Source organism: Microbacterium rhizomatis (assembly GCF_008710745.1).
Lineage (GTDB): Bacteria > Actinomycetota > Actinomycetes > Actinomycetales > Microbacteriaceae > Microbacterium > Microbacterium rhizomatis.
On sequence record NZ_VYSA01000002.1, the window covers coordinates 89,327 to 110,142 of the forward strand.

The following is a 20,816-nucleotide window of genomic DNA, read 5'->3' on the forward strand; positions in this document are numbered from 1 at the left end:
AGCCGCGCGAGCTGTCCTGCCGCGGGATCAGACGCCGGAGTCAGCCAGCTCCGCACCGGCGTGGGCGATCTCTGCGAGGGCGCGCTGGCTCGAATCCGCGTGCACGCCCGCAACCAGATCGGTGAAGACCCGCACGCGGCGGCCGTGCGCGATCGCATCGAGCGCCGATGCGCGGACGCAGTAGTCGGTCGCAAGCCCGACCACGTCGATGTCGATGATGCCGTGCTCATCGAGCAGCTGCGCCGCGGTGGCACCATCGTCGGCGACCCCCTCGAACAGCGAGTAGGCGGGCCTGCCCTGGCCCTTCTTGAGCTGGTGCGTCACCGCCGACGTGTCGAAGCCCTCGTCGAACTCCGCCCCGAACGTCCCGGCGACGCAGTGCGGGGGCCAGGTGTCGATGAAGTCGGGCTCGGGGGCGAAATGGCCGCCGTTGTCGTTGTCTGCGTCGTGCCAGTCACGCGACGCGACGATCAGCGCGTAGTCGCCCGCGTGATCCTTCAGGAACGCGGTGATGCGCGCGGCCACCTCGTCGCCGCCGGCGACACCGAGCGCACCGCGTTCGGTGAAATCGTTCTGGACATCGACGATGAACAGCGCCTTGGTCATGGTTCGAGCGTACGCCGGTACTCCTCGCGGGTGAGTGCGCGGCCATCGTCGCCGACGAGGTCGGCATCGATGTCGGCGGGCAACGCGGGCGGCGTCTCGAGGGCCCCGGCGGCAGGGCCGTCCTGACGCCAGAGCGTGGACGGCCACCAGATCGCACGCCCGATGTCGTACGTCACCGCGGGCACGAGCAGCGAGCGCACGACGAACGTGTCGAGCAGGACGCCGAAGGCGACGATGAAGGCGATCTGCGCGAGGAAGAGGATCGGGATGACGCCGAGCGCGGCGAACGTCGCGGCCAGTACCAGACCGGCCGAGGTGATCACTCCCCCGGTGGCGACGAGACCACGCAGGATTCCTCGCCGGGTGCCGTGCCCGAGCGACTCTTCGCGGACGCGTGACATCAGGAAGATGTTGTAGTCCACGCCGAGCGCCACCAGGAAGACGAACCCGTACAGCGGCACGGATGGGTCTGCTCCTGGGAAGTGGAACACGTTGTCGAACACGAGGGCACTGACCCCCAGCGCCGCACCGAACGACAGGATCACGCTCAGGATCAGCAGCACCGGCGCGAGGATCGCCCGGAGCAGGAGCATCAGGATGAGCAGGATCACGAGCAGCACGACGGGAATGATGATCGTACGATCGCGGATCGACGTGTCATTCGAGTCGATGTCGGTCGCGGTCACGCCGCCGACCAGCGCGGTGCCCGTTCCGAGCGCATCGTCCAGGCTCACGCGCAGCGCGCGGACGGTGTCCTCCGCGGCGGGTGAGTCGGCAGCATCCGTCAGCGTCCCGATGAGAAGCACGTCGCCCCCGGACACGGTCGGCGACGGGGCAGCCGTTCCGGGCGGACCGACGGCTGCGTACACGGGAGCGCCGTTCTCGACCGTCACGGTCGCCTGACCGGTCGGAGAATCTGTGGATGCTGCGGCCACGGACTGGATTCCGGAGTTCGAGCTCAGCACGTCCGCCGCCGTGGCGACGTCGGACTCCGGCACGATCACATACACCGGACTGCCCGAACCCGCCGGGAAGTGCTCGCCGAGCACGGCCTGGCCGTCACGCGCCTCGGAAGCACCGAGGACCAGATCGCTCGAGGGCACGCCATCGGCCTTCAGCTGGGTGACGCCGGCCGCGGCCACCAGCAGGACGATCGTACTGATGATCCAGACGGGGCGTGCACGGCGTGCGATGAGCCGGGCCTGACGCGGCCAGAAGCCCTTGACCGGCTGGGTCAGATCATCGGGGATCGAGACGGTGCCGTGCTTGGGGATGAAGGGCCAGAAGGCTGCCTTGCCCACCAGGGCCAGGAGCGCGGGCAGGAACGTCAGGGCCGACAGCACCGAGAACGCGATCCCGATCGACGCGATCGGCCCCAGCGCACGGTTGGTGGCGAGGTCGGACAGCAGGAGGCACAGGAGTCCGGCGATCACCGTTCCGCCCGACGCGAGGATCGGCTCGAACGCTCCTCGCCACGCCTGCGTCGTGGCATCCCAACGCCGCGCGCCCGATCCGATCGCCTCTCGGAAGCGGGCCACGTACAAGAGCGCGTAGTCGGTCGCGGCTCCGATCACCAGGATGAAGAGGATGCCCTGCACCTGGCCGTTGAGCACGACGATGCCCGCATATGCAAGCCACCAGACCGTCAGCAGCGCGACGCACAGCGCGAAGAGCGACGTCATCAGCACGAGTATCGGCAGGAGCGGTGACCGATACACGATGATGAGGATCACGAAGACGGCGAGGAGGGCGACCAGCAGGAGAAGCCCATCGATGCCGAGGAACCCCTTGACGAGGTCTGCGGTGAAGCCCGCGGGGCCGGTGACCCACGCCTGGAGCCCGTCGGACAGTTCGGTGCCCAGCATCGTGCGGATCTCCTCGACGGTGACCCGCACCTCGCCCGACGAATCGATCGGCACGAAGATCTGGACGGCCTGCCCGTCTTCCGACTCGACCGGTGGCGACACCCCGTCGAGCACTCCCTCGATGCCGCCGATATCGGTGGCGATGGTCTGGGTCTCGGCGAGCTGCTCGGGGGTCAGAGCGCTGTCGGACGAGATCACGACGACCGCGGGGATGCTGTCGCTCCCCAGGAAGTCGGGAAGACGCTCGCTGACCTGCGTCGCATCCGCGCTCTGCGGGAGGAAGGACGACTGGTTGTTCGTCGCGACCTGGTCGACTTTGCCGAAGTACGGTCCGCCGATCGATCCTCCGACGAGCCAGACGAGCACCAGGACGACGGGGATGCCGATGCGCAGCCAGCGGGAGGGCGAGACGCGATCGGTTTTCGGCGAGGTCATATCGTTAGCTTATCTAGCGAATGCCCGCATCGCGAGTCAAATCCTCATCACGCTCTAGGCTGGGTCGGGATGCTGGCAGCCATCCTCGCTCTCACCGGCGCACTCGTGTACGGCTCGGCGGACTTCCTCGGGGGACTCGCGGCGAAGCGGCTCAGGTCGATCGTCGTCACAGCCGTCGCAGCCGCATCCGGACTCGCCCTTCTATGCGTCCTGCTGCCCTTCATCGGCGGAACATGGGATCCGGTCGACGTCGCGTGGGGCGCCCTGGCGGGCGTCTTCGGCGTCCTCGCGCTCGTCCTGCTGTACGCCTGCCTCGCGATCGGACCGATGAGCATCCTGGCGCCCTTGACGGCCGTCGTCTCGGCGATCGCGCCGATGCTCTGGGGGCTGCTCGTCGGAGGCGAAGCACTCTCGACGGTGGGCTATGCCGGCCTGGCGGTCGCGCTCGTGGCGGTCGTTCTGGTCGGATTCGTTCCCGGAACCGGGGTCACGCGCCCCACCGTGCAGGGGCTCCTCATGGCGATCGGGTCGGGGGCGGCGATCGGCGCCTTCGTGATCGCCATCGATCACACCTCGCCCGACAGCGGCGTCGTTCCCCTCGTCGTCGGTCGTGCGACCAGCGCCACGATCACCCTGGCGATCGTCGGCGCGATCGCGTTCGGCGCGGTGCGACGCGGCCGACGTGCGGCATCCGTCATCGTGAACGAGAGCGCGGTCGGACGGGAGGACGCGCCGTCGATGAGGCCTTCTCGCGCATGGATGTTCGCGGTCGCCTGCGGAGTGGTGGATGCCGGAGCCAACACCATGCTCCTGCTCGCCCTGCGCGTCGGCGATCTGTCGATCGTGTCGGCGCTGACCGCGATGTATCCGGCGGGCACGATCGTGCTCGCGGCGGTGGTGCTGCGAGAGCGGATCGCCGCGGTGCAGTGGGTGGGTCTGTCGCTTGCGCTGGCGGCGGGGGTGATGCTCGCTCTGGCCTGACGCGAGGCAGGCAGACCGCCGATCAGCCGCGGACGAAGAACATCACCCACGAGATCACGAGCGAGACGACACCTACGCCTGCCAGGCCCGCGGCGAGCTGCGCGGCACCGCGGACGGCGGGCGATCCGGGCGTGAGCCGCATCCTGTTGGTCCAGCCGCGGCGATAGTAGATGTCGGCCATATCGTGTGCCCCGAGCTGCGCGTACTCCGCCTCGGACAGGGGTGCCTCGTTCACGCCGCCGGTCTCGTCGAACCAGCGCACCACGCGATGCACCGGGGTGCCGGGCTCCGCCGTTTGCGGTCCCGTCGTCTCGACGACCGCGCGAACCGGCAGCCAGGTCCCGTCGAGGAGGAAGAGCACGAGGGCGACACCGGCGACCACCGCGCCGAAGCCGAGACCGGCCCAGGTGAAGATCTCCAAGAGCGCTTCGACGACCTGCTGCACGACCGCTCACCCCGTCTCCGGATACAACGAAGGGGTCGCGTTCCGCGACCCCTTCGACATTCGAGCCACCTTGGGGACTCGAACCCCAGACCTATTCATTACGAGTGAATTGCTCTACCAACTGAGCTAAGGCGGCGCGCGCCGCTTGCGCGATGCACGATCATCGATCTTACAGTGTCGACGGAGCCCCCGCGAACCGATGCGTCACTCGCAGCGCAGGCCGTTCTGAGGAACCGTACCGTCGATGAAATACGACTCCACCGCCGAGTCCACGCACGAGTTCCCTTTGTTGTAGCCGGTGTGACCTTCGCCCACGCGCGTGATGAGCACACCCGAGGACAGCTGGTCGGCAAGGGCCACCGACCATTCGTACGGGGTGGCCGGGTCGTTCGTCGTCCCGATGACCACAATCGGAGCTGCGCCGTCCGCCGTGATCTTCTCTCGCACTCCCGTCGGTTGGTACGGCCAGACGTCGCACGGGTCGGGTCCGGACCAGTACGGCGCGATGGTCGGCGCCTCGGCGGCGATCTTGGCGTCGGAGGCGTCCTTCTCGGCCTGAGTGGTGTCGCGCGGGTAGTCCATGCAGTTGTAGGCGCGGAAGGCCTCGGTCGAGTTGTCTGTGTAGGCACCGTTCTCGCGCGAGTTGTAGAAGTCGGCGAGCTGGAGGGCGACCTCCGCGTTGCCCTGGAGGGCATCGCTCAGCGCGGTGGTGAGGTAGGGCCAGCTGTCCTGAGAGTAGAGGGCGGCGACGATCGCCGTCGTGAGCGTGTCGGCGCCGACCATGCGGCCGTCCGAGGTCGCGACGGGGGTGCGATCGTAGCTGGCCAGGAGCGTGCCGAGATCGGTCATCGCCTCGTCGACCGAGCCGCTGAACGGGCAGTTGGAGGTCGTCAGGCAGTCAGCCATGTACGCGCGGAGAGCCGACTCGAAACCGATCGCCTGGATCGTGCTGACGTCGGTCGATGAGATCGACGGGTCGAGCGCGCCGTCGAGCACCATCCGGCCCACCCGCTCGGGGAAGAGCTTCGCGTATGTGGCTCCGAGGAACGTACCGTACGAGTAGCCGAGGTAGTTCAGCTTCGGATCGCCCAGGACACCGCGCAACAGGTCCATGTCGCGCGCGGAGTTGTCGGTCGTGATGTAGGGAAGGATTCCGTCGCTGTTCGCCTCGCACGCATCGGCGAAGTTCTTGTGCGCGGCCAGGAGGCCCGCAGTCCAGTCAGCCGATCCGCGGGTACCCTGCGGGATGCCGTACAGGTATTTGTCCATCGCCGACGAATCGAGGCAGCGCACGGCTGTGGACTCCCCCACCCCACGGGGGTCGAACCCGATCACGTCGTACTTCTGCTGCAGGGCGTTGCCGACTGCGAACGACAGCGAGTCGCGGACGAGGGCGATCCCGCTCGCGCCGGGGCCACCGGGGTTGGTCAGGAGAGAGCCCAGTACGGTCGAGCCGGTCGCACGGTGGCGGATGACGGCCAGTGAGATGTCGCCCTTGGACGGGTCGGTCCAATCCAGCGGAGCGCGCACGGTGGTGCAGTCGAAGGTTCCGTTGCACGACGTCCAGGTGAGGGTCTGCTCGTAGTACGGGAGCAGATCTGCGGCGATCCCCGTCGTATCGGGCGCGAGGCTCGTCGTCGCCGACGGGGCGGCCGTCGTGTCGGGGATCATCGAATAGAGGCATCCCGACAGGGCGAGGGATGCTGTCGCCAGGCCCGCGATGATCGCCACCGCACGGCGGGCGAAGGGGCGGCGGGGCGCGGAGCGCCGGGTGCGTGTGGGGTTCAAGGGATCCTCCCGCTCGCGACGGTGACGAGCATGCTCTCGAGGGCGAGTGTGGGGGCGACGTTCTGTTCGAGGTTGCGCCGCGTCGCGGCGATCTGGTCGAGGACGACCAGCGTGCGTTCGGTGGTCCATGCGGCGGCGAGGTCGCGCAGCGCCGGTTCGAGCTCACGATTGATCAGCTCGTCGTCCGGCTCGACGCCGCGGCCGAACTGCAGCAGCACGACGTCGCGGAACATCGACTGCAGGTCGGTGAGCACTCGATCGATACCGTCGCGGAGACTGCGGGTGGCTCGCCGCTTCTGGTCGTCTTCGAGCGCCGACAGCTGGGCCCGGACGGCGGGAGGGACCGCCGCGCCCTCGGCGACGCCGATCGTGCGCAGGAGGCTGGAGCGCTCCGCCTCGTCCCGCTCGGAGGTCAGAGCCTTGGCATCGTCGGTGGCGGCCACGACGATCCGCCCGGCGACCTCGACCGCATCGCCCACGCTGCGCACGCCCAGCACGCCGCGCAGGGTGTCGTCGCGGCGCGCGCGGGCGGCAGCATCCGTCGCAAGCCTCTGGGCCATGCCGATGTGCCGCTGCGCATGGCGCGCCGACTGCTCGGCGATCGCCCAGTCGACGCCGGTGCGTTCGGAGATCAGTCGCGCGACCGCAGCGATATCGGGTTCGTGCAGCCGCAGCGTCCGCACCCGGGAGCGGATCGTGGGGAGCAGATCGGCATCGCTCGGGGCGCACAGCACCCAGACCGTGCGTTCGGGGGGCTCTTCGAGGGCTTTCAGCAGCACGTTCGAGGTGCGCTCGGTCATACGGTCGGCGTCTTCCATCACGATCACGCGATGGCGGCCGAGGGAAGGCGAGAAGTAGGAACGCTCGACCATGGCACGGGCGTCTTTGATCGTGATGATCACGCCCTCGGTGCGCAGTGCGGTCAGGTCGGGATGGGTGCCGGCGAGCACCTGCCGCATCGCGGCCTCATCACCGTCCTCGGCGATGAGAGCCGCAGCGAACGCGTAGGCGAGCGTGGAACGCCCCGACCCGGGAGGACCGGTGATCAGCCACGCGTGAGTCATGCTCGCGGGATCGGATGCTGCGGCCCGCAGCTGCCCGACCGCCTCGTCCTGCCCCCACACGTCGCCCCAGGGCGCGCCGCTCGCAGGCGCCACGAGGGCGGGCGAGGCGGCAGCATCCATTCGCCCAGCCTAACCTCGGGTGCCGACGTCACCGGATCTGCTGAGGACTTCGTCGACCTTGGCCCGCACGGCCGCGGCGAGCTCATCGACGGGTCGTGACGCGTCGAGCACGAGGAACCTCTCGGGCTCGTTGCCGGCGAGCGTCAGGAAAGCCTCGCGCACGCGCTCATGGAACGAACCATGTTCGGCTTCGAGTCGGTCGAAAGGCTTGTCATCCGCGTCGATCCGCCCGCGTGCGGTCGCCGGATCCACGTCGAGCAGCACCGTGATGTCGGGGAGGAGCCCCTCGGCCGCCCAGAGCGACAGCTCGCGCACCTCTCCGGAATCCAGTACTCGCCCGGCCCCCTGATAGGCGACCGACGAGTCGAGATAGCGGTCCTGGATCACGATCTCGCCGCGCTGGAGCGCAGGACGCACGACCGTGGCGATGTGGTGCGCCCGATCGGCTGCGTAGAGCAATGCCTCGGCGCGCGGAGCGACCTCGCCGCGGTGGTGAAGAACGATGTCGCGGATCAGCTCTCCCACTTCGCTGCCGCCGGGCTCACGGGTGCGCACCACGGTGCGACCCTGCGCGACCGCCCAATCCTGCAGCAGCATCGCCTGGGTGGTCTTCCCCGCGCCGTCGCCGCCCTCGAACGTGACGAAGAGCCCCGTCATGCGTCGTGGCCGGTCACTTCTGCGCGGCCGCTTCCGCGACCGGCGCCTTCTTCGCCGGAGCCTTGACGACCGGAGCCTTCTTGGCGGCCGTCGTCTTCGTGGCCGTCGTCTTGGCGGCCGTCGTCTTGGCCGCCGGCGACTTCGTGGCCGTCGTCTTGGCGGCCGCCGTCGTCTTGGCCGCCGTCGTCTTGGCTGCCGTCGTCTTCGCGGCCGTCGTCTTGGCCGCCGTCGTCTTGGCGGGCGCCGCGCGTCTCGCCGGCGTGCGCTTGGGCGCGGGGCCTTTCGCACGCTTGTCGGCGAGCATCTGGACCGCGACCTCGTAGGTGATGTCGGCGACGGTCTGCCCGCGCGGAATCGTCACGTTGGTCTCGCCGTCGGTGACATACGCACCGAATCTGCCGTCACGAACCCTGATCGGCTTGCCGCTCACCGGGTCGTTGTCGAACTCGGCGAGCGCGCTCGAAGCACGACGTGCGCCGTATTTCGGGAGGGCGTAGATGGCCAGAGCCTGCTCGAGCGTGATGTCGAAGATCTGCGCCTCGGTGTCCAGCGACCGCGAGTCGGTGCCTCGCTTGAGATACGGACCGTAGCGGCCGTTCTGCGCGGTGATGGCCTCGCCGGACTCGGGGTCGGTGCCGACCGTACGCGGGAGGTCGAGCAGCTGCAGCGCCGTGTCGAGATCGATCGTCTCTACCGACATCGACTTGAACAGCGACGCAGTACGCGGCTTGGGCGCGACCTCTTTCTTCGGACCGCGCTTCTTGGGCGCCTCGATGACTTCTCCGGTCGCCTCGTCGACGGCGACCGGCTCCTCGGGGATCGTCTCCTCGACGTAGGGACCGAATCGGCCGTCCTTGACCACGACGAGTCGGTTGTTCTCGGGATTCTCGCCGAGCACACGGTTGCCCGCGACGGGAGCGTCGATCAGCTCCTGTGCCCGCGCCGGCGTCAGCTCGTCGGGCGCGAGATCGTCGGGGATGTTCACGCGCCGCGGCTCGGCGTCGGGCTGCTCGGCATCCACGACGTCGAGGTACGGGCCGTACTTGCCGAACCGGAGGGTCGTCGTGTCGGAGATCCGGGTGGCGTTGAGCTCGCGGGCGTCGATCTCGCCGAGGTTCTCCACGATGTTGCGCAGCCCCACCTGCTCGTCCGACCCGAAGTAGAAGGAGCGGAGCCACTCCCCGCGCTGCTGCTCTCCGCGGGCGATCGCATCGAGGTCGTCTTCGAGCGCCGCGGTGAAGTCGTAGTCGACCAGGTCGGCGAAGTGCTCTTCCAGCAGGCGCACCACGCTGAACGCGAGCCAGCTGGGCACGAGCGCCTGTCCGCGCTTGGTGACGTAGCCGCGATCGAGGATCACATCGATGATGCTCGCGAAGGTCGAGGGTCGGCCGATGCCCTTCTCCTCGAGCGCCTTCACGAGGCTCGCCTCGGTGTAACGCGGCTTCGGGGTCGTCGAGTGACCCTTCGACTCGACATCACGGATCGCGAGCCTGTCGCCGACCGCGAGCACGGGGAGCGACTGGTCGTCGGCCTTGTCGGAGTCGCCGCGCTTCTCGTCGCGACCCTCTTCGTAGGCCTCGAGGAAGCCCTTGAACGTGTAGACCGTGCCGGAAGCGGTGAACTCGGCGGCCCTGCCCCCGGCATCCACCGACAGCGTCACCGTCGTGGTCTCGTACTTCGCGTCGGACATCTGGCTGGCGATCGTGCGCTTCCAGATGAGGTCGTACATGCGGTGCTCGTCGCGATCGAGCTCGGAGGTCACTGAGGCCGGTGTACGGAAGTCCTCGCCCGAGGGGCGGATCGCCTCGTGCGCCTCTTGCGCGTTCTTGCTGTTGTTGCGGTATACCCGAGGGTTCAGCGGGACGGCCTTCTCGCCGTAGAGCGCGACGGCCTGCTGGCGGGCAGCCGTGACGGCCTGCGACGACAGCGCCGTCGAGTCGGTGCGCATATAGGTGATGAACCCCTTCTCGTACAGCCGCTGGGCGACGCTCATCGCGTGCTTCGCGCTCATCGAGAGCTTGCGGCCGGCCTCCTGCTGCAGGGTGGAGGTGGTGAACGGGGCTTTGGGGCTGCGGGTGCCCGGCTTGGACTCGAGATTCGAGACGGATGCCTCGGCGGCGGCCTCGATCGCGGCCGCCAGCTGCCGCGCCTCGTCCTCGGAGAGCACGAGCACGGCCTTCTTCAGCTGGCCCAGGTCGTCGAAGTCCGTGCCGCGGGCGAGCGGTGCTCCGTCCACCCGCGCGAGGCGCGTGGCGAACGAGTCGGCCGCCTTCACCGCCGTCGCCTCGACGTCCCAGTAGGACGCGGCGACGAACGCCATCCGCTCGCGCTCGCGTTGGACGACCATCCGAGTGGCGGCGGACTGCACGCGCCCCGCGCTGAGCGCGGCGCCCTCGCGGCCGCTGCCGACCTTGCGCCACAGCACGGGCGAGACATCCCACCCGTAGAGCCGGTCGAGCACGCGGCGGGTCTCCTGCGCGTCGACGAGCGCGAGATCGAGCTCACGCGTGTTCTCTGCGGCGGCCCGGATCGCGTCCTTCGTGATCTCGTGGAAGACCATGCGCTTGACGGGGACCTTGGGCTTGAGCACTTCCAGCAGGTGCCAGGCGATCGCTTCGCCCTCGCGGTCCTCATCAGTGGCGAGCAGGACCTCATCGGCGTCTTTGACCGCGCGCTTGAGCTCGGCGACCGTCTTGGTCTTGCGCTCGTTAACCACATAGTAGGGATCGAAGTCGTTGTCGACGTCGATCGAGTACTTGCCGTAGGACGCCTTCTTATCGGCGGGGATGTCCTTCTTGCTCGCGAGGTCGCGGATGTGCCCGACCGAACTCAGCACCTCGTAGTCGTCACCGAGGTAGCCCTGGATGGACTTCATCTTGGTCGGCGACTCGACGATGACGAGCTTCTTGCCGTGCGGCTGTCCCTGTGGCACTGATGGTCCCTTCTCCGATGCACACCATACACACCGTGCACTGCAAGGAGCGCTGTGAGCCCGGGCGTACCGACCGGTCGATGATCGCGCGGTGACACGGGCGCGGCACTACGGCGGGGGGCCGGCCCGGGCCGCGGCGGTGGCGGGCAGGCGAGCGAACTCGGCCCCCACGATCACCGTTGCCACCAGCCCCTCCAGCTCGCAGCGGAGCACGACCGCACCGCCGGCCGCCGCGATCTCGGCGGCCCGATCGCACGGGACGCCCGGCACGGCACCGGATCCCGCATCCGCCGCGGCGAGCGCTGCGGCGTCCGCCGCACCCGCCAGGCGCTGCGCGAACACCGCAGCCGCCCCGGCCGTCACGAGCCCGACGGCCAGGGTCGCCGAGCACGCCACGACTCCTGCGGCGAGCATCGTGCCGGGCATCAGCGGCCGCCTGCGAGTGCGCAGCTGGTGGCATCGAGCGCGCCCAGCGAGATCGAGCCCAGTGACATCGGGCTCGGCGAGGATGCGGTGACGCACACGATGTCTCCGTGGCGATCGACCGCCGCCGCGGCGCCGACGTCGGCCACCGCGGATGACACACGCGCGTCGGATTCACCGCGTCCCGCAAGACGGGCAGCGTCGGCCGCCGCGTCCTGCAGCCGCACCTGCTGCGCACACGCGCCGAGGGCTCCGGCGGCGAACAGCAGCACAACGGTGATCGCCGGCAGTGCGATGGCGAACTCCGCCACCACCGACCCTTCGTCGGCGGCCCGCCGTGCCCCGCTCCGGCCCGACCGGCCGTTCACGCCACCGTGAGTGCGCGGCGGATGAGATCGGTGAGGATGCCGCGCACCTCGTCGGAACGCATGATCACCACGAGCAGTCCCGCGAACGCGACCGCGGCCATCGTGGCGATCGCATATTCGGCGGTCGCGGCACCGGATTCGTCGCCGAACAGTCGCGCTGCCCGGCGACCGGTCAGAAACGGCGGCGGCGAGGGGCGCTCGGAACGATCGACGAGAGGGACGGGATATGACATGTGTTGCTCCTTGCTCGGAATGGACGTGTGGGCACGATCAACACCTCACAGTCGCACTGAGGTGGAAGAGATGACGCTGAGCAGCATCGGAGCGACGCCCAGCAGGAGGAATGCCGGGAGGGTGCAGACGCCCAGTGGCAGGAGAAGCCGCGATGAGAGCCGCGCGGCTCGGAGTCGCCCGTCCGTACGAGCGCGATGGCGGGCGAGGGATGCTGCGGCCCTGAGCAATTCGACGGCCGGGACACCGGCCGACCGCGACAGCGTCAGCGTCGCGTCGATCTCGTCGGGCGGGGGTTCTGATTCGGCCGATTCCGTGGCGTACGTCACGGCGCCGGACTCCCCCGTCGATTCGGCCACGATCCTCTTCGCCCGGTCGATCGAGACGCCGCCGCTCAAGCCGATGGCCAGAAGCTCGGCGCGCATTCCGGGGATCCCCGGGCCTGGCCGTGCGGATCGAACCAGTGCTCCAGACCACCGCCTGGCGGCGATGACCAGAGCGATCCCGGCGATCAGGCACGCGAAGCCGAGCGGATTTCGCAGCAGCACGAGGAAGGTGTCGAAGCCGAGTGCACCGCCGAGCAGCACCGCCACGAGCGGAAGCCAACCCATGAGGCGTGTCGTGCCGGCCGGCTCGGCGAGCGCGACGCGGATCTCGTCGGCGGATTCCTGGGCGTCGCGCAGCGCGGCGGCGATTCCGCGCAGGTTCTCGGCGAGGGGGGCGCCGACGGCCTCGGCCACCCGCCAGGCGGCTCCGATCTCGCGCCAGCTGCCGCCCCGGGCCGCGATGGCGTGCGGGACGGACGCGCCTTGACCCACGTCGGCATGCACCGCCGCCGCGACTGCGTCCCCCGTCGCGGCGAGGTGCGCCCAGGCGCGGGAGGGCGCGATGCCCGCCTGCAGAAGCACGGCGACCCGCAGCACCGTATCGGCGGCGGTAGCGGCGTCCGGCTCGGGAAGATGCGCGGACCTTGACTTCCCGCGCACCCGGATGAGGCTGATCAGGACTCCCCCTCGATGTCGATCCGGAGTCGCCCCGCGGCGTCGATGGCGGGTACGCCGATCCCGGCCAATCGCCGTACTCCATCCCGCCCCCGCTCGAGGTGGAGCACGACGTGGATCGCGCTCGCGACCTGCCGCGCGAGCGCCAGGTCCGGCATCCCGGCGAGAGCACCGAGGGCCTCGAGACGCGCGGGCACGTCCCTCAGGCTGTTGGCGTGCAGGGTGCCGGCTCCCCCATCGTGACCGGTGTTGAGCGCCGAGAGGAGTTCGCGGACCTCGTCGCCGCGACACTCGCCGACGACGAGCCGGTCGGGTCGCATACGGAGGGCCTCGCGAACGAGCCGGGCGAGCCCGATCGCGCCGATCCCCTCGAGGTTGGACTGGCGCGCTTCGAGACGCACGTGATGCGGATGCCGGATCCGAAGCTCTGCGACGTCCTCGATCGTCACGATCCGCTCGGCGGCGGTCGCGAGCCCGAGCATCGCCGCCAACAGTGTCGTCTTGCCCGCACCGGCGGCCCCCGTGATCAGGATGTTCCGGCGCGCCGCAACGATCTCATCGATTCGCCGACGTTGCGCGGGGTCGAGCATCCCACGCTCCTGCAGCTGTTCGAGAGTCGGCGCGTCGGCCATCGGGATGCGGATCGAGACCGTCGTGCCCGAGGCGGACACCGGCGGAAGGACGGCGTGCACTCGCATTCCGTCTTCGAGCCGGACGTCGACGCACGGCGTGGCGTCGTCGATATGGCGACCGCCGAGCGCGATCAGCGCGACCGCGAGATCTCGCACCTCGTCTTCTGCGGCGCACCATTCGGCGACCTCGACCGGTCCGCTGCCGCGATCCACATAGAGCCCGCTGGAGCCGTTGATGAACAGATCCGTGACGTCCGGCTCGTCGAGGAACGGCGCGAGGGGCTGCAGCACCGCGGGCCGGGGGGCCGCCGTCACCCTTGCGGCACGACGTTCACGGGGAGCGGGCGCCGGGAGCGGAGATTCGCCGGAGGCCGGCCCGGATACGGGGCGCGGCATGACGACGAACGGCTCGGGCATGGAAGAACGCTAGAGCCCGCAGGAGCACCGTTCCGGGCCGAGCAGGCGTTCGGTGCACTATCCCGTGCCGAGCCACGGGTGGGGAGGCGTCGATGCCGGCCGGAGCGCGCCGCGCTCCCGGAAGACGAAGAGGGCGGCATCCCATGGGGGGAATGGGATGCCGCCACAAGCGACACCGTTTCGGGGGGTGATCGGGTGCCGCGATGCGCGAATCGAATGTTCGGCCGGTGAGAAGCATACGCAAGTTCATGCAACCTTCCAAACACGTCGCGAGGGCGTCACCTGGTACATCAGAAGGGGTCGGGCAGCCGGCCGCGACCGATAGATTTACCCTGCACGACCGACGGCAAAGGAGCCCGCCACATGAGCAGCCAGATCGATCACCTCCTCACCGAGACACGACGCTTCGCGCCGCCTTCCTCATTCGCCGCCGCTGCCGTCGGGACGGCGGAGCTGTACGAGCGGGCCGCTGCGGATCGCGTGGGGTTCTGGAGCGATCAGGCTCGCGAGCTTCTGCACTGGCACACCCCCTTCACCGAGACGCTGGACTGGTCGAATCCGCCCTTCGCGAAGTGGTTCGCCGACGGCGAGCTCAACGTCGCCTACAACTGCCTCGATCGGCATGTCGAAGCGGGCGCCGGGGATCGTGTCGCGCTCCTCTGGGAAGGCGAGAACGGCGACGAACGGCGCATCACCTATGCGGAGCTCACCGCGGAAGTGAAGCGCGTCGCCAACGTTCTCGAGGGACTGGGCGTCGGTCAGGGCGACCGCGTGGCGATCTACCTGCCGATGATCCCGGAGGCGATCGCGTCGATGCTCGCGATCGCGCGGATCGGCGCGATCCACTCCGTCGTCTTCGGCGGATTCTCCGCCGACAGCCTGCGATCGCGCATCGATGACGCGGGCGCGAAAGTCGTCATCACCGCCGACGGCGGCTACCGCAAGGGCAAGGTGTCTTCCCTCAAGCCCGCGGTCGACCAGGCGCTCGCCGATCGCAACGGCTCGGGCGTGCAGGACACCGTCGACCACGTGCTCGTGGTGCGACGCGGCGGGAACGACGTCGCGTGGACGGAGGGACGCGACCTGTGGTGGCACGACGTGGTGCCCGCCGCATCCGACCATCACGAGGCGCAGGCCTTCCCGGCCGAGAACCCGCTGTTCATCCTCTATACGTCGGGTACGACCGGGAAGCCGAAGGGGATCATGCACACGTCGGGCGGGTATCTGACGCAGGCGATGTTCACGAACAAGGTGGTGCACGACATCCACCCCGAGACTGACGTGTTCTGGTGCACGGCAGACATCGGCTGGATCACCGGGCACTCGTACGTCACCTACGGGCCGCTCGCGAACGGCGCCACCCAAGTGCTCTACGAGGGCACGCCCGACACCCCGCATCCCGGACGCTGGTGGGAGATCATCCAGAAGTACGGAGTGTCGATCTTCTACACCGCGCCCACCGCGATCCGCTCGTTCATGAAGCTCGGACGAGAGATCCCGCAGAAGTTCGATCTGTCGAGCATCCGCCTTCTGGGCTCCGTCGGGGAGCCCATCAACCCGGAGGCGTGGATGTGGTACCGGAAGGTGATCGGCGGCAAGGCAGCGCCGATCGTCGACACGTGGTGGCAGACCGAAACCGGGGCGATCATGATCTCCGCCCTCCCGGGGGTGACCGAGACCAAGCCGGGCAGCGCTCAAGTCGCCATCCCGGGTGTCTCGATCGAGGTCGTGGACGATGACGGCGTGCACGTCGGCAACGGCAACGGCGGCCTGCTGGTCGTGACGGAGCCGTGGCCGTCGATGCTGCGCGGGATCTGGGGCGACCCCGATCGCTTCGTCGAGACGTACTGGGAGAAGTTCTCAGCGCAGAACTACTACTTCGCCGGGGATGGCGCGCGTCTCGACGACGACGGAGACGTGTGGCTGCTCGGCCGCGTCGACGACGTGATGAACGTCTCAGGCCACCGCCTCTCGACCGCCGAGATCGAATCCGCGCTCGTCGGCAATGAGGCCGTCGCAGAGGCCGCAGTGGTCGGCGCGTCGGACGAGACGACCGGGCAGGCCGTCGCCGCGTTCGTCATCATCAAGCAGAGCTACCTGGCCGCGCACTCGCCCGATGGGCTCGCCCAGTCGCTGCGTGCCTGGGTCGGCGAGCAGATCGGCCCGATCGCACGACCTCGAGACGTCTACATCGTGGAGGAGCTGCCCAAGACCCGATCCGGCAAGATCATGCGGCGGCTGCTGCGCGACGTCGCCGAGGGGCGCGAGGTCGGAGACACGACCACGCTCGCGGACACGGCCGTGATGTCGGTGATCTCCGCCCAGGTGCGCTGAGCCGCACTGACGCTGCGTGGGGGTCTTACACGAAGGAGAAGACGACCTCGACCTCGACGGGGCTGTCCAGCGGCAGTACCGGCACACCCACCGCCGAACGGGCGTGGCGTCCGGCGTCGCCGAAGACCTCGCCGAGAAGTTCGCTCGCCCCGTTTATCACGCCGGGCTGGCCCGTGAAGTCGGGAACGGATGCCACGAACCCGGTGACCTTCACGACACCCGTGAGGCGATCGACACCTCCGACGGCGTCGGCGGCCGCCGCGATCGCGTTGAGCGCCGAGCGGCGCGCATACTCTTTCGCGTCGGACGCGGGCACGAGCCCGTGGGCGTCGCCGACCTTGCCCGTCGCGGGAAGCGCACCCGCGGTGAGCGGAAGCTGGCCGGCGGTGAACACCAGGTCGCCGTGAGCCTTGGCGGGCACGTAGGCGCCCGCGGGCGTGGCGACAGGAGGAAGTTCGATGCCGAGCTCGGCGAGTTTCTGCGAAACGGTCATCTCAGTTCTCCTCGAACTGTCGGGCGGCCTGAGCCGCAGCATCCAGCCCCGCGTTGGTCGTACCGCCACCCGTCGGGCGTTTGAGGTAGGCCACGAGCCCGCCTTCTGGACCGGTCACCACCTGCACCAATTCCCACCCCTGCTTGCCCCAGTTGTTGAGGATCGCGGCGGTGTTGTGGATCAGCAGGGGCGTGGTGAGGTACTCCCACGTCGTCATCGGTGCTCCTCGGATCGGCGGCCGGTGTGCGGGGATCTGCGCGTACATGCCCGAGGTGTGACTCTGAGAAGACGCCGCATGCAGGGCGGCCCCTCAAGACTTCGCCCAGGTAACTCCCTTACGATCTAGCCTATGCCTGATAAGAACCGCACGGCCAGCGGCGTGCTCGGCGGGATCGCCGGCCTCGTTGGCCTGAGCGCTGTCGCGGGTGTGCTGATCGCCGCCACCGTCACGCCTGCCATCGCTCTCTCGGGTGCCGCCGCCTCCGGTGCGATCACCATGTTCGACAACCTCCCGAGCGTGCTCGACATCGAGAAGCTCATGCTTCCGACGACGCTGTACTACACAGACCCGGCATCCGGTCAGAGCAGCGAGCTGGCGACGTTCTACGACCAGAACCGCTCCCCCGTGCAGTTCGACCAGATCAACCCGGTCATGTACGACGCGATCCTCTCCAGCGAAGACCCGCGCTTCTATCAGCACGGAGGAATCGACCTGATCGGCACGAGCCGTGCCATCCTCCGTAACGCGCAGGGCGGCGGCGAGACTCAGGGCGGCTCGTCGATCAGCCAGCAGTACGTCAAGAACATCCTCATCCAGCGCTGCGAGTCCAACGCGGCCACCGAGGATGAGCTCAACGCCTGCTTCACAGAAGCCACCCAGTCCAGCGGGACCGACGGCATCCAGCGCAAGCTGCAGGAGATGCGGTACGCGATCGCCCTCGAGCAGCGGTACTCGAAGAACGAGATCCTGCTGGGATATCTCAACATCGCCAACTTCGGCGGCCTCACGTACGGGATCGACGCCGCCTCGAAGTACTATTTCGGGGTCCCGGCCAAGGACTTGAACCTCGCTCAGGCGGCCACACTCGCCGGCATTCTGCAGAACCCCAATACGTACCGCCTCGACCAGCCGGACAACGCCAGCAACGGCAAGCCGGACGGCACGGTGACGGCGGATCCCGGTCAGCTCGCCGCGCTCGACAGTCTTCTCGCGAACGGCACGATCACGCAGGAGCAGTACACGAATGCCGCGGATGGCTACACCGCCACCAAGGGTCGCCAGCTGTATGTGCTGAGCCGGATGCTCAGCGACGGCAAGATCACGCAGGCCCAGTACGAAGAGGCCGCGATCGCACCGATCACACCCAACATCACCCCGCTCGCCGGGGGCTGCGCTGAAGCGGGTGGAAGCGCCTACTTCTGCCAGTACGTCAAGAATGTGATCAAGACCGATCCTGCCTTCGGCGCCACGAAAGACGATCGCATCAAGACGCTGCAGCGCGGTGGGCTGAAGATCTACACCACACTCGATCTGCGCGTCCAGCTCCCCGCCGAGGCGGCGATGAAAGAGTGGACCCCCACGTCCGTAGACGGCATGGTCGACGCGAGTACGGGCAGGTTCGGTGCGGCCACGGTGAGCATCGAGGCATCGACGGGACGCGTGCTGTCGATCACGCAGAACACGAAGTTCAGCGAGGACGGCAGTCTCGCGACTGATCCGAACTACTCTTCCCTCGTCTATGCGGGTGATGAGAAGTACGGCACCTCAGGCGGATTCGAAGCAGGATCGACGTTCAAGCTCTTCACACTCGTCGACTGGCTCGAGAAGGGAAACTCCGTCAACGCGACGGTCAACGGCGTCAACCGGGTGTTCAAGCGGATGACGAACTCGTGTACGGGCGATTGGATCAACACCGACAACACCAAGGTCGCCAACTTCTCCGGGAACGGCTACGTCGGCACGCCGATGCAGTTCACTCGAGACTCGCTCAACTCGGGATTCTTCGCCATGGCCGAGAAGCTCGACCTGTGCGACATCCAGAAGGTCGCCACAAAGATGGGGGTCACGCGCGGCGATGACTCACCCGTCGTCATGGACAACCAGTTCTCGGTCATCGGATCGAACAACGTCGCGCCGATCGCCATGGCCGGTGCGTATGCGACTGTCGCGAACAACGGCATCTACTGTCAGCCCAAGGTGATCGACAGGGTGGTGGATTCGGACGGCAATGAGATGACCCCGCCGCAGACGACCTGCAGCCAGGTGCTCGACCCGAAGATCGCCGCTACCGCGGCGTACGCACTCCAGGGCGTCATGAACAGCGGCGGCACCGGGTCTCCGGGCAACCCGTATGACGGCACCCCGTTGATCGGCAAGACCGGCACGCACGAGGACAAGCAGACGTGGATGATCGAGTCGAGCACGAAAGTGACAACGGCTACATGGGTGGGCAACTCGGACGGCGCCGGAGACATCTTCAACCCGTACATCAACGGAACGCAGGGGTCGCAACTGCGCTATCGGATCGCCGCCCCGATCCAGGAAGCTGTTGACTCGGCATACGGGGGAGACGCGTTCCCCGCGCCGGACTCGTCGCTGACGCGTCAGACGCTCACCAACCTCCCGAATGTCGTGGGTATGAGCGTCGACCAGGCCACCAAGACGCTGGAGGCCGCCGGCTTCTCCGTGACGCAGGGAGCTGCGGTCGACGCGACGGACGCCGCAGGTATCGTCGCCGCGCAGAGCCCCGGCCCCGGCAGCGTTGCGGCCGGAACCACGGTGACGCTCAGCCCGAGCAATGGCCAGGGAGTGTCGGTTCCGGACGTGACCGGCCGCGAAGTGGACAAGGCGCTGAGCGACCTCCGGGCCGCCGGATTCGGCAGTGCGGCGGCGGGATCGTGCACAGCGGACCCGAACAGCGACGGGAAGAGGGTCGTCACCTCCACGAGCCCCGCTGCGAACTCGCTCACGAACCGCAACACGTCGATCACGGTCAATTACTCGACGAAGACGTGCCCCTAGTGCCGCCACGCACGGCCCGTGCCGCCCTCACCACCCTCGGGGTGGTGGGGGCGGCCGGTGTAGGCGCCGCGGTATGGGGCATCGGGATCGAGCGCTACCTTTTCACGACCCGCCATCACACGCTGCGCGTCCTTCCGGCCGGGTCGGCTCCGCTGCGGGTGCTCCACGTGTCGGACACGCACATGGCACCGTGGCAGCATCGGAAACAGCGCTGGATCGCACAGCTCGCCGAGCTCGAGCCCGACCTGATCGTCAACACCGGCGACAACATCGGGCACGCCGACGGACTCGACGGCTTGCGCGCGGCGTTCGACCCCTTCCGCGGCATCCCCGGTGTCTTCGTGCACGGGTCCAACGACCATTCCGCGCCGTCACCGCGCAACCCGCTGAGGTATTTCACCGGTCCGTCCCAGGCCCGGCCGAAGGAGCAGCCGCTCGATGTGGACGGCCTCAACCGCTATCTGACCGATGAACTCGGATGGCACGACCTCAACAATTCCGCCACCTCGATGGATGCCGGCGGTGTGCGTATCGATGCGTTCGGCGTCAACGACGCGCACCGCCACTGGGACGACCTCGAGGCGCTTCCGCCGCTCGTGGCCGCCCTCCCGGAAGCCGATCTGCGGCTGGGCGTCACGCATGCCCCGTATCGCCGGGTGTTGGACGCCTTCACCGACCTCGATGCCGACATGATCTTCGCCGGTCACACTCATGGCGGACAGGTGCGGGTGCCCGGGATCGGCGCACTCGTCGCGAACTGCGACATACCGCTCCGCCAAGCGCGTGGGCTCAGCGAATGGTCCCACGGCGGTCGCACCCTCCCGCTCAATGTCAGCGCAGGAATCGGCCACTCGATCTACGCTCCGGTACGCTTCGCGTGCCGGCCCGAGGCGACCTTCTTCACTCTTCTCGCCCGCTGACAGTCCCCTCGGACCTGGGTTCCTCCCCAGCGCCGCGTTCGGCCTCCGCCATCCACAGATGACCCGGAGCGCCCGCTCGCCG

The 20,816-nt window shown here is 68.4% G+C and carries 18 protein-coding genes and 1 tRNA gene; 4 read left to right on the forward strand and 15 right to left on the reverse strand.

The annotated features are described in order from the left end of the window. Nucleotides 1-27: 27 nt before the first annotated feature. A complete protein-coding gene (locus F6B43_RS08810; RefSeq protein ID WP_150448597.1) occupies nucleotides 28-606 on the reverse strand; it encodes an isochorismatase family protein in 579 nt (192 codons plus the stop codon). Beyond that, entirely contained in the window at nucleotides 603-2,906 is a 2,304-nt protein-coding gene (locus tag F6B43_RS08815) for an MMPL family transporter (protein ID WP_150448598.1), read from the reverse strand. The genes F6B43_RS08810 and F6B43_RS08815 overlap by 4 nt, the downstream gene beginning before the upstream one ends. A 69-nt stretch (nucleotides 2,907-2,975) precedes the next feature. Here F6B43_RS08815 and F6B43_RS08820 point away from each other — a divergent pair, with 69 nt between their 5' ends. Further along, complete coding sequence (locus F6B43_RS08820) at nucleotides 2,976-3,887, forward strand: EamA family transporter (protein WP_150448599.1); 912 nt, start codon at nucleotides 2,976-2,978, stop codon at nucleotides 3,885-3,887. A gap of 22 nt (nucleotides 3,888-3,909) precedes the next feature. Here the strand turns inward: F6B43_RS08820 and F6B43_RS08825 are convergent, their stop codons facing one another. The 11 genes from F6B43_RS08825 to F6B43_RS08875 all read right to left on the reverse strand — a co-directional run bounded on the left by F6B43_RS08825 (nucleotide 3,910) and on the right by F6B43_RS08875 (nucleotide 13,965). After that, on the reverse strand, nucleotides 3,910-4,332 hold the full coding sequence (locus tag F6B43_RS08825) for a hypothetical protein (RefSeq protein WP_150448600.1): 423 nt from the start codon (nucleotides 4,330-4,332) through the stop codon (nucleotides 3,910-3,912). 63 nt (nucleotides 4,333-4,395) lie between these two features. Next, nucleotides 4,396-4,468: transfer RNA gene (locus F6B43_RS08830), tRNA-Thr, on the reverse strand. Between the two features lie 68 nt (nucleotides 4,469-4,536). Continuing rightward, nucleotides 4,537-6,120, reverse strand: a complete 1,584-nt coding sequence (locus tag F6B43_RS08835) for an alpha/beta hydrolase (protein WP_246159883.1) — start codon at nucleotides 6,118-6,120, stop codon at nucleotides 4,537-4,539. Then, complete coding sequence (locus F6B43_RS08840) at nucleotides 6,117-7,304, reverse strand: DNA polymerase III subunit delta' (RefSeq protein WP_150448601.1); 1,188 nt, start codon at nucleotides 7,302-7,304, stop codon at nucleotides 6,117-6,119. The genes F6B43_RS08835 and F6B43_RS08840 overlap by 4 nt, the downstream gene beginning before the upstream one ends. A gap of 9 nt (nucleotides 7,305-7,313) precedes the next feature. Next, nucleotides 7,314-7,961, reverse strand: coding sequence for a dTMP kinase (gene tmk, locus F6B43_RS08845; protein WP_150448602.1), 648 nt, complete (start codon nucleotides 7,959-7,961; stop codon nucleotides 7,314-7,316). A 13-nt stretch (nucleotides 7,962-7,974) separates the two neighbouring features. Beyond that, nucleotides 7,975-10,893: a type I DNA topoisomerase gene (gene topA, locus F6B43_RS08850; protein WP_281349529.1), complete on the reverse strand. Its 2,919-nt coding sequence runs from the start codon at nucleotides 10,891-10,893 to the stop codon at nucleotides 7,975-7,977. Nucleotides 10,894-11,001: 108 nt separating this feature from the next. Then, the gene (locus F6B43_RS08855) at nucleotides 11,002-11,319 is read right to left on the reverse strand and encodes a helicase (RefSeq protein WP_150448603.1); all 318 of its coding nucleotides are present in this window, start codon (nucleotides 11,317-11,319) and stop codon (nucleotides 11,002-11,004) included. Then, nucleotides 11,319-11,627 (reverse strand): TadE family type IV pilus minor pilin, encoded by a 309-nt coding sequence (locus F6B43_RS08860; RefSeq protein WP_246159884.1) that lies wholly within the window; start codon nucleotides 11,625-11,627, stop codon nucleotides 11,319-11,321. The genes F6B43_RS08855 and F6B43_RS08860 overlap by 1 nt, the downstream gene beginning before the upstream one ends. A gap of 53 nt (nucleotides 11,628-11,680) precedes the next feature. Further along, complete coding sequence (locus F6B43_RS08865; RefSeq protein ID WP_150448605.1) at nucleotides 11,681-11,917, reverse strand: DUF4244 domain-containing protein; 237 nt, start codon at nucleotides 11,915-11,917, stop codon at nucleotides 11,681-11,683. A 45-nt stretch (nucleotides 11,918-11,962) separates the two neighbouring features. After that, nucleotides 11,963-12,901 (reverse strand): type II secretion system F family protein, encoded by a 939-nt coding sequence (locus F6B43_RS08870; RefSeq protein WP_150448606.1) that lies wholly within the window; start codon nucleotides 12,899-12,901, stop codon nucleotides 11,963-11,965. Between the two features lie 14 nt (nucleotides 12,902-12,915). Next, nucleotides 12,916-13,965 carry a TadA family conjugal transfer-associated ATPase gene (locus F6B43_RS08875; protein ID WP_150448607.1) on the reverse strand — a complete coding sequence of 350 codons (1,050 nt, stop codon included), beginning with the start codon at nucleotides 13,963-13,965 and terminating at the stop codon, nucleotides 12,916-12,918. A gap of 363 nt (nucleotides 13,966-14,328) precedes the next feature. Here F6B43_RS08875 and acs point away from each other — a divergent pair, with 363 nt between their 5' ends. Next, nucleotides 14,329-16,299, forward strand: coding sequence for an acetate--CoA ligase (gene acs, locus F6B43_RS08880; RefSeq protein WP_150448608.1), 1,971 nt, complete (start codon nucleotides 14,329-14,331; stop codon nucleotides 16,297-16,299). A gap of 25 nt (nucleotides 16,300-16,324) precedes the next feature. On the opposite strand, the gene F6B43_RS08885 is transcribed toward acs, so the two are convergent. Both F6B43_RS08885 and sp36 read right to left on the reverse strand, forming a co-directional pair. Beyond that, entirely contained in the window at nucleotides 16,325-16,792 is a 468-nt protein-coding gene (locus F6B43_RS08885) for a RidA family protein (RefSeq protein WP_150448609.1), read from the reverse strand. Between the two features lies 1 nt (nucleotide 16,793). After that, nucleotides 16,794-17,009: a Sp36 family protein gene (gene sp36 / locus F6B43_RS08890; protein WP_150448610.1), complete on the reverse strand. Its 216-nt coding sequence runs from the start codon at nucleotides 17,007-17,009 to the stop codon at nucleotides 16,794-16,796. A gap of 132 nt (nucleotides 17,010-17,141) precedes the next feature. On the opposite strand from sp36, the gene F6B43_RS08895 reads away from it, so the two are divergent. Beyond that, nucleotides 17,142-19,814, forward strand: coding sequence for a transglycosylase domain-containing protein (locus F6B43_RS08895; RefSeq protein WP_150448611.1), 2,673 nt, complete (start codon nucleotides 17,142-17,144; stop codon nucleotides 19,812-19,814). Next, entirely contained in the window at nucleotides 19,814-20,734 is a 921-nt protein-coding gene (locus F6B43_RS08900; protein WP_150448612.1) for a metallophosphoesterase, read from the forward strand. The genes F6B43_RS08895 and F6B43_RS08900 overlap by 1 nt, the downstream gene beginning before the upstream one ends. The last annotated feature ends 82 nt before the right edge of the window (nucleotides 20,735-20,816 follow it).